The 10301-nt window shown below is 65.2% G+C and carries 18 protein-coding genes; all 18 read right to left on the bottom strand.

The window, feature by feature from the left end:
* A partial coding sequence (locus VFH59_RS18495) for a DUF4054 domain-containing protein (protein WP_414655874.1) occupies positions 1-130 on the bottom strand: 130 nt, incomplete at its 3' end.
* Positions 131-132: 2 nt separating this feature from the next.
* Positions 133-417, bottom strand: a complete 285-nt coding sequence (locus tag VFH59_RS09930; RefSeq protein ID WP_325164735.1) for an STY1053 family phage-associated protein — start codon at positions 415-417, stop codon at positions 133-135.
* Positions 418-426: 9 nt separating this feature from the next.
* The gene (locus VFH59_RS09925; RefSeq protein ID WP_325164734.1) at positions 427-1437 is read right to left on the bottom strand and encodes a DUF2184 domain-containing protein; all 1011 of its coding nucleotides are present in this window, start codon (positions 1435-1437) and stop codon (positions 427-429) included.
* Between the two features lie 77 nt (positions 1438-1514).
* Positions 1515-2003: a structural cement protein Gp24 gene (locus VFH59_RS09920; protein ID WP_325164733.1), complete on the bottom strand. Its 489-nt coding sequence runs from the start codon at positions 2001-2003 to the stop codon at positions 1515-1517.
* A gap of 18 nt (positions 2004-2021) precedes the next feature.
* Positions 2022-3341 carry a DUF2213 domain-containing protein gene (locus tag VFH59_RS09915; RefSeq protein ID WP_325164732.1) on the bottom strand — a complete coding sequence of 440 codons (1320 nt, stop codon included), beginning with the start codon at positions 3339-3341 and terminating at the stop codon, positions 2022-2024.
* Between the two features lie 166 nt (positions 3342-3507).
* Positions 3508-4266 carry a phage minor head protein gene (locus tag VFH59_RS09910; RefSeq protein WP_325164731.1) on the bottom strand — a complete coding sequence of 253 codons (759 nt, stop codon included), beginning with the start codon at positions 4264-4266 and terminating at the stop codon, positions 3508-3510.
* Positions 4202-5668 (bottom strand): DUF1073 domain-containing protein, encoded by a 1467-nt coding sequence (locus VFH59_RS09905; RefSeq protein ID WP_325164730.1) that lies wholly within the window; start codon positions 5666-5668, stop codon positions 4202-4204. The genes VFH59_RS09910 and VFH59_RS09905 overlap by 65 nt, the downstream gene beginning before the upstream one ends.
* Entirely contained in the window at positions 5665-7218 is a 1554-nt protein-coding gene (terL, locus tag VFH59_RS09900; protein ID WP_325164729.1) for a phage terminase large subunit, read from the bottom strand. Before terL ends, VFH59_RS09905 begins: the two co-directional genes overlap by 4 nt.
* Complete coding sequence (locus tag VFH59_RS09895; protein WP_325164728.1) at positions 7163-7351, bottom strand: hypothetical protein; 189 nt, start codon at positions 7349-7351, stop codon at positions 7163-7165. The genes terL and VFH59_RS09895 overlap by 56 nt, the downstream gene beginning before the upstream one ends.
* A gap of 147 nt (positions 7352-7498) precedes the next feature.
* Entirely contained in the window at positions 7499-7660 is a 162-nt protein-coding gene (locus VFH59_RS09890; RefSeq protein ID WP_325164727.1) for a hypothetical protein, read from the bottom strand.
* A gap of 376 nt (positions 7661-8036) precedes the next feature.
* Positions 8037-8174 carry a hypothetical protein gene (locus VFH59_RS09885; protein ID WP_325164726.1) on the bottom strand — a complete coding sequence of 46 codons (138 nt, stop codon included), beginning with the start codon at positions 8172-8174 and terminating at the stop codon, positions 8037-8039.
* Between the two features lies 1 nt (position 8175).
* Positions 8176-8400, bottom strand: coding sequence for a hypothetical protein (locus VFH59_RS09880; protein ID WP_325164725.1), 225 nt, complete (start codon positions 8398-8400; stop codon positions 8176-8178).
* Between the two features lie 131 nt (positions 8401-8531).
* Positions 8532-8828, bottom strand: coding sequence for a hypothetical protein (locus tag VFH59_RS09875; protein ID WP_325164724.1), 297 nt, complete (start codon positions 8826-8828; stop codon positions 8532-8534).
* A complete protein-coding gene (locus VFH59_RS09870; protein WP_325164723.1) occupies positions 8828-9064 on the bottom strand; it encodes a hypothetical protein in 237 nt (78 codons plus the stop codon). The genes VFH59_RS09875 and VFH59_RS09870 overlap by 1 nt, the downstream gene beginning before the upstream one ends.
* Positions 9061-9543 (bottom strand): glycoside hydrolase family 108 protein, encoded by a 483-nt coding sequence (locus tag VFH59_RS09865; protein WP_325164722.1) that lies wholly within the window; start codon positions 9541-9543, stop codon positions 9061-9063. Before VFH59_RS09865 ends, VFH59_RS09870 begins: the two co-directional genes overlap by 4 nt.
* A complete protein-coding gene (locus VFH59_RS09860) occupies positions 9540-9770 on the bottom strand; it encodes a hypothetical protein (RefSeq protein WP_325164721.1) in 231 nt (76 codons plus the stop codon). Before VFH59_RS09860 ends, VFH59_RS09865 begins: the two co-directional genes overlap by 4 nt.
* A 13-nt stretch (positions 9771-9783) precedes the next feature.
* Positions 9784-10032, bottom strand: coding sequence for a hypothetical protein (locus VFH59_RS09855; protein WP_325164720.1), 249 nt, complete (start codon positions 10030-10032; stop codon positions 9784-9786).
* A partial coding sequence (locus VFH59_RS09850; RefSeq protein ID WP_325164719.1) for a hypothetical protein occupies positions 10029-10301 on the bottom strand: 273 nt, incomplete at its 5' end. The genes VFH59_RS09850 and VFH59_RS09855, both read right to left, overlap by 4 nt.

Raw genomic sequence — 10301 nt, 5'->3', positions numbered from 1 at the left:
GCAGCGACCCCCACCGATCAGACGGCAGGGACAGCCCCGCCACGGTCAGCCACATGGTGATGGCCGAATCCGGGTACTTGGTCGTATCGGAAAACTCGGGGAAGTCGGTACGGAACTGCGCAGCGTCCATCGTCAGCCCTTCTTGTCAGCCTTGGCCTTGGCCTCGGCTTCCTTGATCGCCTTTTCCTCAGCCTTGGCCTTGGCCTCGGCTTCAGCTTGGCGAGCCTTTTCCTCAGCCTCGGCTTTCGCCTCTTCCTCGGCCTTGGCCTTCAGCTCGTCTTCGGTCAGACAGTGTGCCTTGACGTACCAGTGTTCTGCCACATCGTCGGCGACAGGGTGAACACCGGGCTCGAAAGTCCGACGCTCGCCCTTCTGGTCGGTCAGGTGGAAGCGTACCTTGACGTGAATCCTCTTCATGTCAACTCCTTAGATGCCGTCGCGATAGGCGAGGGTTTCGGGATACACGAACTCCACCACGCCCAGGCGACCGAAGTAGGTCGTGAGCTGGCGCAGATCGCGGTATTCCAGCGGCGTGCGCTGGAGCGGGACCAGCGGGAAGCGGACGCGGTTCTCATCGCGGGTGTAGAACACCATGCGGTTCGTGCCGCCGGCGCCGCGCCCGGTGAGCCACTTGAGCGGCTGGATGTCCAGCGGGCGACCGTTGATCGCGTTGCTCAGGCTGTTCATGCGCAGGAACTCCAGGATGGAGATGTTGCCCGCGCTGCTGACCTTCTGGCTGACGATGTAGCTGTACTGGGCCGGGGGAAGTAGCAGGCGATCCGGGCACACGGCATAGCCGGAGGCAGCCCATGCCGCGTTGGTACCGCTGTTCACGTCCGCCAGAATCTCGTCCGGGGTCTTGGTGGACCACAGCGGGCTTGCGCTGGCGCCGTTGGCAACGTTGCTGGTATCCACAAGCGGCGAATTGACCAGGCCGTACACGCCCAGACCGGTGTCGCCGATGTAGACCTGCTCGTCCACGTCCATGTTGTACTTCAGGTTCATGCCGGCGAACTTCTGCTGGTCGACCGGGCGGCCCAGCTTCTGCGCCGACTCCAGCTCCGGGATCGTCCAGCCGATCTGCATGCCCCACAGGGTCAGCGGATTGGCGGTCTTGCCGATGTCCAGCGCCAGGCCGGTGATCGCGCTCGCGTCCTTGCCGATCCACGCCTTGCCGTTGGGGGAGTTGCCGCCCGCCGCAGCGAAGGTGGAGTTGGTGAACGAGGAAACCTCGTCGGCGATGGACACATCCGAACGCAGGTCGATGTCGCGGGACCAGGTGACCGAAACCAGCGGCTCGTGCAGGCGCTGGTCGAGCCGCTCCAGCTCGCCGATCAGGAAGGTACCGGTGGAGTCGATGGTGGCCGCGTCGAAGGTCATCAGACCGTCGCGGGTGTACGCCCGGCGAACCGAGCGCGGGAGGATCAGGTTGCTCATTGCGTTTCTCTCCGAATCGCGCCCACAAAAAAGCCGCCTCAATGGGCGGCTCTCTGCGTGGCAGCTTGTGGGTGGGATCAGATGTTGTAGGCGATCTCGACGTTGCCGTCGGCGTCCGCAGCGGACATGAAGCGGGCCTTGGACAGGGCGATGGTGTTGGTGCTGTCCGCCGCCGCCTCGAAGCCGCCGATGGGCTTGCCGGAGCCCGGGGTAGCCACGCGCACGTAGACCGTGCCGTTCAGCGCGGCGGTACCGGCGTTGAGCTTCACGGTGATGTAGCCGCGCTTCAGGCAGTCGCCCATGCCGCTGGTCGGCGGGGTGGACGTGCCGAGGCCGTCCTGCGAGCTGGCGGTCGGGTACGGGCGGACCAGGATGCCGTAGTCGGCACCGTCAGCCTCACCACCCGCGAACGGGACGAACTTGCCGCTGGAGACCTTGCCCACCAGGCCATAGGCGCTAAAGGCATTGGCCGAATCCAGCTGGACCGACTCGACGGTGGCCTGCGACTGGCGGCTGATGTCACCGGGGATGCCGCCCGGCATGCGGTACAGAAATACATTCGACATGGTTTCTTTCCTCAGTGGTTAGGACCGGGCGGTCCAGTGCTTGCGGTTGATTTCGTTCAGTTCCGCCGGGGTCGGTGGGCGGCGACCGAAGTCGCGGGTGGAAACCTGCGCACGGGCGCCGGCATTGTTGGCGGCCTTCACCAGCTCGGACGCGGCCATGAAGGTGCTGTGCACCAGCGGGGCGGCGAGCTTGGCGAAGTCGTGGGTCTTGTTGCCGAGGATGGTGTCAATTGCAGCCTTGCCGGCCTCGGTCTTGTAGGCCGTGTCCAAGGCGCGGCGCTGGCACTTGCACAGGGCGAGGGCGCGGTCCTTGGTGGTGGCCTTGGCGTCCATGGTCGGCAGCTTGATGCCCGGGGCCAGAATCTCGGCACGGGAGGGGATCGAGGCAGCCGCGTCACCGGTGTAGAGGTCGACGCCAGCCTGATCGAGCTTGTCGGCTTCCTCGGGGTCGGTCAGGTCGCCGTCGTCGTCGGTCTTCTTCTTGTCGTCGTCGCCATCCTCGTCATCGTCGGAAGCCTTGGCGTCGCGGGTTTCCAGAGCGGTCAGGCGGTCACCGAGCCCCTTGAGGGTGTTGTTGATCGCGACCAGCGCGTCCGCCGTGGCGGCGTCGCCCGTCTTGCCCTTGCCCTCGTCCTTGTCTTCCTCCGCTTCCTCGTCCATCGCCTCGGCCTCCTTCTCGATGGCCTCCAGCTCGGACGCATCCTTGGCCTTGTATGCCCGGCGAAGCAGCGCAGCGAGCGCGTCCTTCACCTTGTTGCCGGTCTTCTTGGTCATGGTGTCTTCGTCTCCGATTGCGCAACGCGGGCCGCATCGGCCACGCTCGACTAGTGCGACGTGGTTTCCCACGATGTTCCGCTGCACCCCGCGGCCGGGCTCCAGCTGCTCGTAATCGGCCTCATAGCCGCACGAGACTTCGCGAAGCCCGTTGCGGACCTCGTCGATAGCCGCCTGACTGGTGATCAGCAGGTCGGCGAACAGGTAGTCATCCTCAATGCCCGTGCCGCGCCGCACGTTGGACACGGTGCCCACGGACAGCTGCTGCCACGACTCCGGGCCGACGAACTCGTCCGGGTGGCCCAGCGTCACGGGCTTGCCCTCGAAGCTCGCCATCGTCTCGGGGCGGAACACTTCCTCGGGCGTGCGGCTGACGGTGATCAGTGCGTCGGGGCGGGGTTCGAGCGGCACCTCGCCTGCGGCATAGACCATGTCGCCAGTGCGGGCGATCGGCACGTCCTTGCACAGCAGGAAGCCCTCGGGCGTCAGGCTCTGCTTGTTCCCCAGCTTGGCCGTCGTGTAGACGCCCTGGAAGTCGCGGGTGAAGTGGCGCTCAGCGGTCATACGTGCCATCCATCACCATGCGTTCCTCTGCGGCTACTGCTCGGCGGTGTGTCTCAGGGCACGGCGGGGCCGGTCGCCTGCGGTTGCGCCACTCATCCAGGCGGAACAGGTACAGCCGAATGTCTGGGTCGCTCTCGTTCTTCCAATCGCTCGCGTCGCGCATAGCTCACTCCGGGATGATCGGCTCGCAATAGCACCGGCAATTCCAGATGGCTCCTGCGTGGTGGTGCATCACGCGGCCGTTTTCATTCACGGCGGGCGGGTTCGCCCACTCGCAGACCTTTCCGTTCATGGCCTTGTGGCCTGGGCGAACATCGGAGTCGCCCGAGGTGCGCCACACGTACTGCGTGCTGCCGATATGCTCGGCCCGCGCCTGCGTCAGCGTGGAAGCGGATCGAGCCACCTCCGTCCGCGCGATCAGCTTGGCCCGGCTTTCCGTCACCTCGCCGGAGCGTCGAATCTCCCGCGCGATCTCGTCAGCGCGAACCGAATCCTCCAGCCCCTTGATGACCAGCTCATGCACCCGCTTCCCGGCCTCGGTGGGCAGGGACTTGATGAGCGTGACCTGTTCCTCCATGAGCTTGCGCATGGCCTGGCCCGTGGGCGCCCCATGCAGCTCCTTGCGCAGCGCAATCCCCATCGCCTGCGCCTGCTCAGCCCACATCCGGGCGTCGCGGTTGTTCACCTCGGCCAGCATCCGCGTCACGGTGGCCCGTGCCCACGGCTCCAGCGCCTCGGCGTACTTGTCCAGCATGGTCCGCAGCGTCGGAACCGTGTCCGGGTTGGCGATCACGTCGAAGGCGCTAATCAGCGTCCCGACCTGCCGCGCGACCTTGCGCAGCTGCGCGGTGAACTGCGTCTCAGCCCGGCGCGCCCTCACTGGACTGCGGATTTTCCGTTTGTCCCGGGTCGGTGCCTTGCGCATTGGGGTCAACCTCGCCGATCTCCGGCAATTCGTCGTCTGCGGCGTTGATCAGCTCGTCGGTCAGGTTCGACCAGATGCCCGTCACCTCCGACGACTGGCGCAGCTCTTGGAGCGCCGTCTGCTGCGAGATCAGCCCCGCGTCGTAGGCACTCAGCACCGTCTCGGTGTTCTTGGCCGCCACGTCCGCCCGCTCGACCTCCGACAGCTGCAACAGGTGCCGGAAGCTGAAGTTGTAGTCGTCGGGCATCGGCCCGCCGAGTACCGAGGGGAACATGACCTGCAACAGGCGGGTGATCGGGCCAGACAGCCGCCGCTCCTGCTGCTGCTTCACGTTGTCGTAGTACGTCTTCAGGTCCGACTCGCCCGTGGCGTTCATACCCGATGGCGACTGACCGAACAGGCGCACCAGCGGGATACCCAGCGCGCCGGAAAGCTGCTGGCCGAACTGCAACAGGACGTTGTCCAAGCCGCTGAAGGTGTACTGGTGGGCCTCGAACTCGTCCTTGGCATCCATGAGGGTCATGCCCTCGTTGGACTGCGTGCGACGGATCAGGTCGATTTGCTTCAGCAGGCCCTCGAACGCCGGCCCGCCCGTGGCGATGATCTCGCGCAGCCCCTCGACCTTGTACGTGCGCAGATGCGCCTTGTAGACAAGCTGCGCCGCACCCGCCGTCGTGCTGTCGAACGCGATCAGGCGGTCAAACAGGCGCTCGATGACCGACTGCCCCCACAGGTTCTCGCTGATGCGCTGCCAGTAGGGCAGGTCAACGCCATCGAGCCGCAGCACCCGGGAGTGGTGGATGCGCTGACGCACCAGCGCCATCGAGTCGGCAACCACGTCGTAGAACTTGGGCATCCCGAAGTCGGGGCCGAAGTCCTGCACCAGGTCTTGCAAGGTCGGCTGCACCAGCCAGCGGTCCAGCACCAGCAGGCCCTTGAACTGGCCCGGGCGGATCGTCTCGGGACGCAGAGGCGTCGCCATGTTCTGGCCGTCGATCAGCATCACGGCTACCGCGCCACCGTACAGGCGCGACCACTTCACCGTGTCGCAGATGCGGTCCCACAGGCCCATCCGCTCAAACTCGCGGTCCAGCTTGGCCGTGTCGCCCGGGTCAACCTCGCCCTCGTGGTCGATGCCCGCCCGGGTCATGTCCTCGGCGACAACATCCACCGCCTGGCCGACGATCCAGCTTGAGCGATACATCGCTTCGAGCAGTACACGGTTGCGACTGATGAAGTCGAACTGGTACCCGGACGAGCTGGTCTGGTTGCCCGTCCCGTAGCCGACGCGCGCCTCGAAGTTGGCGAAGCTGTCGCCGACGCTCCACGCCTTGCCGGAAGCGGGCGCAGCCGTCTTTGCCGGGGCGCTATGGCTCCGGTTGGATCGGTTCTTTCGGCTCATTGGCCCAGCTTCGCCCAGGTGTTGAGAACCCGGCCCTTGCCGAGTAGGTCATTGATCGCGTCGACCATCGGGTCAATCTGGTCGTCGTGCGCGTGCGTGTCGTCCGCCGTGAAGGCATCGCACTCGCGGGTGAAGTCGCTTACCCATGGCGCCGATTCGGGGATGTAGACGTAGCCAGAGTCGATGTAGCTCACCACGTCCATGACGCGGGTCAGCTTGTCCACATGGCGTTCGATACCCTCGATGGGGATCGCGCCGCTTGCCCGGATGTCCTGGATCAGGCCGGTACCGCTGGCCTTGTCCTCCACTAACATCTTCACCAGCGCGCAGGAGTGCATATCGCCCCACGCCAGATGCTTGTTCCAGAAGTCGATGGCCTGGCGCTTCAGGTCCGGCGCTTCCCACTTCCCCCGGATCAGGTCGATCAGGTAGATGCGACCGTTCTTGCCCTGGCCCCAGCACTCGAAGACGCTGTAGTCGTTGCGCTCCTTCGTCTTCTGCGCCGTGTCGACGTAGATCACCCGCTTCAGCAGCTCCGGCAGCACCGCATAGCGCCCAAAGCTGCCGCTGCGGATGATGCCGCCACCCAGTGGGCTGGGGCGCTGCATGTACTGGCCGCTGAAGACGTAGCGGTCGGCCTTCTCTAGCGCCAGCAGGTCGTCCAGCGGCTCCTTGTAGGGCCAATAGCTGAACCGCCCGTCCTCGTCCTTCTCGCTCGCCTCGACCATGCCCCGGAAGCGCTCAGGCAGCGCCTCAACGTAGTCCTGGTCGATCAGGGCGGGAATCTCGATGAACTCCCAATCCCCAGGCATCCCGCCATTGCGGATGAACCCCGTGGGGTCTTCCTCGGCCAGCCGCTGCATGATGACGATGATCGGCGTGTCGGGGTTGGCCTTGCGGCTCTTGACCGTCGACAGCAGCTTGCGGTTTGCCTTGTCGCGGTTGGTCTTGCTGTAGGCGTCCTCCACCTTCAGCGGGTCGTCGATGATGATCGCGCCCTGAAACCCCTCCGCCATGTGGCCGGCACGAAAGCCGGTGATCTGGCCGCCCAGCGATACGGCATACACGCCGCCCGCCTTCTTGCCGTCCTGCATGATGTTCCAGCGCTTCTTGCTCTTGGCGTCGTCGGCAATCGCCAGCGGCCACAGCGCCTGATACTCGTCCGACTGGACGATTTCCCGGGCCGTCTCCGAGTTCAGCAGCGCCAGATCGTCCGAGTAGCTGATGTGCAGGAAGCGCGCCCTCGGGTTCAGCGCCAGCCCGCGAGCGATGAAGTTCACCGCCACCATCTCGGTCTTCGACGAGCCCGGGGGCACGTTGATGACCACGTTCTTACGCCGCCCCGCGATCACATCCTCGACCACACCCGCGATCAGGTGGTGGTGCCAGTTGACGCGGAACTTGATGCCCTGCCGATGCTTGAAGAAGTACCGGGTGAAGAACAGGTGGTCCCGCTCGCACAGCGACTTGATGACCGCCCGCTCGACGGCCGGATCAATACTCGCCGGTGAGCTTGGCGACAGCGGCGTCGACCTGCTTTTCGTCGACATGGGTCACTCGCTGCTCGACAGGGTTCTCCGGGTCGCCGGATAGCGTCACCGCCGACAGCTTCGGGTGGACGTACTGCGCGGCAGCCTTGGCCGAATCGACCCGGATGTTCATCGGCTGACCGTCGTCGCGCATGGTCTTGATCAGGAACTCAAGCGGAGTGATACCGCCCGCCCTGACCTCTGCCTCCCGCGCCGCACTGGCCTTGTTGGCGATCCCGGGCTTACGTCCGGCGCCAGGTCGTTTACCGCCTCGCATGGCTTTGATTTCTTTGAATGTTTTTCAGAGCTTCGACTTCGCCTCGGCCACCTTCGCCTTCACCCATGCCGCAACGTGCTTGTTCACGTCGCCCATGTGCTTCAGCTTGGCCTCGATTTCCTCAAGGATGGCAAGGGCCGGGTGCGGCTCGTTCGGGGCTTCAGGCTGCGCGTTCTTGCGGGCCATGGTTCCTCTCCTGTCGGTACGATGCCCGGGCGTGGCGGATACGCGCCTTCACGCTCTCCACGTCCTTGAAGGCTTCCGCAGCCTCGGCGAAGGTCTTGCCGTCCACACAGGCGCGGGCTTTTGCCAACTCGGCGTACAGTCCGGGCATCGGGTTCACAACTCATCACCTTCACGTCGAGCGATGGGGAAGTAGGCGCGAGGCTCTGGAATCGATTCGTGCTGTAGGGATACGTTCCATGGCATCGGAGCGATGAAGTACGTCCAGTCACGGCACGCCCTCTTGGCGCCCTCCTCATCAGGGAACACGCCCTGGAAGTCCCATACCTGCCCCCGATCCGTTTCGGCGAGCACCCGGCCAGCGATCCACACCTCAGAACTACTCACGCGGCAACTCCAAATCAGCCGGCACAGTCGGGCTAACCGGCTCCTTGCGGGGCTTGCCGTCCCACAGGATCAGCAGGATGGTGAGGATGACCAAGCACAGGATGCCGAGGAACAGGAAGGCGCGTTCCATGTCAGAGGAGTGCTCGATCGGGGCGCTTCGCCCAGTCAATGCCCATTGGGGAAATGATCGGGCCTTCATTTCGGCGGATGAGGTTCACCACGTTTCGCGTGCGTTGCTCCTCGCGCTCTGCCTTCATCTCTCTCAGGCGGCGCTCCGCGTAGGCGAGCTTCACATTGGCGTCGATGTAGGCGATAGCCAGAGCCACGAAGCCGACCACAAGCAGCCAGAACATCATTTCAGTTCTCCTTCCAGCACCCGATCACCCTCCCATGCTCATCGTGAGCAAGGATCTGGCGGGCGGTGCCATCGGTCAGTACGTCAGCGCGCGAGGGCAGGATCGGCTCCCACCCGGCACATGGATCGGGTTTAGTCACGCATCCAGACTTGCAACTTGCCAGCAGCGGTATCAGGGCGAGCATCAGCCACAGCCTGAGCCGGCGCGTCCGGTAGCTTGGCGACTTCGGCATCCACTTCATGGCGTGATTCCAGTTGGTCGGCGCGAGCCTGCGCGTTGGCGGCGTCGTTGCGGGCGGCCTGGGCATCAGCCTCGCCGGCCTGCTTACCCTTCTGGCGGCCCATCACCCAGGCGACCACGAGGCCGCCCAGGAACAGGCATAGGCCCAGCGCCCAACCCTTGGCGCGGAGCCACAGCCGGGCGAGCATCACGCGCCCGCCTGGTCGGTGTCGTCGGGCTTCGGCGCCTGGTCCCACGCCACCAGCGCAGCACCCGCGACCACGGCCAGCGCGTCGCACACATGCGCCACGGTGCCCGAGTCGATGACCAGCCCTAGGATGCCGGCGGCCTTCATCACCAGACCGGCGTAGGTCGAAGGCTGGCGCAGGCGCAGGATCACCCACGGCTTTAGAGCAGCCCAGAACCGCCGCAGTCGTGCGTTCATTGCGCTGCCCTCAGCAGGTTTGCCGCAATGCGGCGTGCCCAGCCGCGCCCGAAGGTCGGCCAGGTCGAAAGGTCGGTCAGGTATTGCAGGCGGTAGGCGTCGAACCGCAGGCACACGTCGTCCGGGTCGGCGGCCTTCACCGCAGCGAGAGTGGCGGGGCCGATCACCCCATCCTCTGCCACGCCTACCGCGCGCTGAAGCCATTGCGCCGGGTGACCGCCGTTGTAGGCAGCGTCCAGCACCTGGAAGGCGATCTGCGCGGGAATCTCGTCCAGCTGGTACTTGTCCCAATACTCGGCCTTGGCGATAGCGCGAGCGAAGCTCAGCGGCAGGTTGCGCATGGGGCCGGTGTAGCCGTGCTGGCGGGCCACGCGGGCAGTGACGCCCCAGCGGGTTTCTCCACCGGGGTCAGCCGGGTTGTTCACGTACCCGCCTTCATTCGCCATCAGCGGGGCGAAGGCGTCGTCGAAGGCGGTCACCTGTCCGCCTTCCGGTCGATCTTGTCCTCGATGCGGATCAGCGAGGCCCTGATGTCCTGGTAGAACGATTCCGCCCGGCGCCGATCCTCTACCGCGTTGTCCTCAGCACCGTCTAAGCGCACCTCGACGGCAGTCAGGCGGGTGGAGTGCTTCCACAGCCACGACAGGATGACGCCAATGGATGGCACCAGCACAGCAGCCAACGCGATCAGCGTCTGCGTATCCATTCGCTTCCTCGCGTCAGTCTGCGCGGCGCGGGGCCGGCTTGATGGTGGCGACCTTGCCGTCGCCGGATGTCTCAATCTCGGGCTTGCCGTCACCCATCAGCAGAGAATCGACGGATACCTCGCCCTTGCCCGGAATTCCCATGAGCATGGCACCGCCTTCCAGACGGTAGACGTACAGGCCGCCGTAGCGGGCACACAGCGCCGGGGCGTCCTCGATCCACGCCTCGCCTTCACGCAGGAAGACTTCAGATTCCTCGCTCATGCAGCCTCCGCGAACATCGCCGCGTGAACCTTGGAGCGCGCCACCTCGCCATGCAGCTTATGGAACACTAGTGCCTGCATGGATCGACCCGACCGCCAACCGCCATTCGCCGCATAGGCGTCCTTGGCGGCCAGCGTGTTGAAACTCTCCACCGTCACCCCGGCGAACTCGCGCATGGAAGCGTGGTGGACGTGTCCCATCAGCCAGTGCCGATGCTCTGTCTCGCCCCAATCCTTAGCCCGGTCACACGCCATCACGCCGGGCAACTT

It is taken from the genome of Frateuria sp. (assembly GCF_035695185.1).
Lineage (GTDB): Bacteria > Pseudomonadota > Gammaproteobacteria > Xanthomonadales > Rhodanobacteraceae > Frateuria_A.
This window is presented reverse-complemented; position numbering and strand designations above follow the sequence as displayed.

Bases quoted from the DNA above. Each gene is read 5' to 3' on its own strand.
- VFH59_RS09930 (WP_325164735.1), bottom strand. From the start codon at position 417: ATGAAGAGGATTCACGTCAAGGTACGCTTCCACCTGACCGACCAGAAG.
- VFH59_RS09925 (WP_325164734.1), bottom strand. From the start codon at position 1,437: ATGAGCAACCTGATCCTCCCGCGCTCGGTTCGCCGGGCGTACACCCGC.
- VFH59_RS09920 (WP_325164733.1), bottom strand. From the start codon at position 2,003: ATGTCGAATGTATTTCTGTACCGCATGCCGGGCGGCATCCCCGGTGAC.
- VFH59_RS09915 (WP_325164732.1), bottom strand. From the start codon at position 3,341: ATGACCGCTGAGCGCCACTTCACCCGCGACTTCCAGGGCGTCTACACG.
- VFH59_RS09910 (WP_325164731.1), bottom strand. From the start codon at position 4,266: ATGCGCAAGGCACCGACCCGGGACAAACGGAAAATCCGCAGTCCAGTG.
- VFH59_RS09905 (WP_325164730.1), bottom strand. From the start codon at position 5,668: ATGAGCCGAAAGAACCGATCCAACCGGAGCCATAGCGCCCCGGCAAAG.
- terL (WP_325164729.1), bottom strand. From the start codon at position 7,218: ATGTCGACGAAAAGCAGGTCGACGCCGCTGTCGCCAAGCTCACCGGCG.
- VFH59_RS09895 (WP_325164728.1), bottom strand. From the start codon at position 7,351: ATGCGCGACGACGGTCAGCCGATGAACATCCGGGTCGATTCGGCCAAG.
- VFH59_RS09890 (WP_325164727.1), bottom strand. From the start codon at position 7,660: ATGGCCCGCAAGAACGCGCAGCCTGAAGCCCCGAACGAGCCGCACCCG.
- VFH59_RS09885 (WP_325164726.1), bottom strand. From the start codon at position 8,174: ATGGAACGCGCCTTCCTGTTCCTCGGCATCCTGTGCTTGGTCATCCTC.
- VFH59_RS09880 (WP_325164725.1), bottom strand. From the start codon at position 8,400: ATGATGTTCTGGCTGCTTGTGGTCGGCTTCGTGGCTCTGGCTATCGCC.
- VFH59_RS09875 (WP_325164724.1), bottom strand. From the start codon at position 8,828: ATGCTCGCCCGGCTGTGGCTCCGCGCCAAGGGTTGGGCGCTGGGCCTA.
- VFH59_RS09870 (WP_325164723.1), bottom strand. From the start codon at position 9,064: ATGAACGCACGACTGCGGCGGTTCTGGGCTGCTCTAAAGCCGTGGGTG.
- VFH59_RS09860 (WP_325164721.1), bottom strand. From the start codon at position 9,770: ATGGATACGCAGACGCTGATCGCGTTGGCTGCTGTGCTGGTGCCATCC.
- VFH59_RS09855 (WP_325164720.1), bottom strand. From the start codon at position 10,032: ATGAGCGAGGAATCTGAAGTCTTCCTGCGTGAAGGCGAGGCGTGGATC.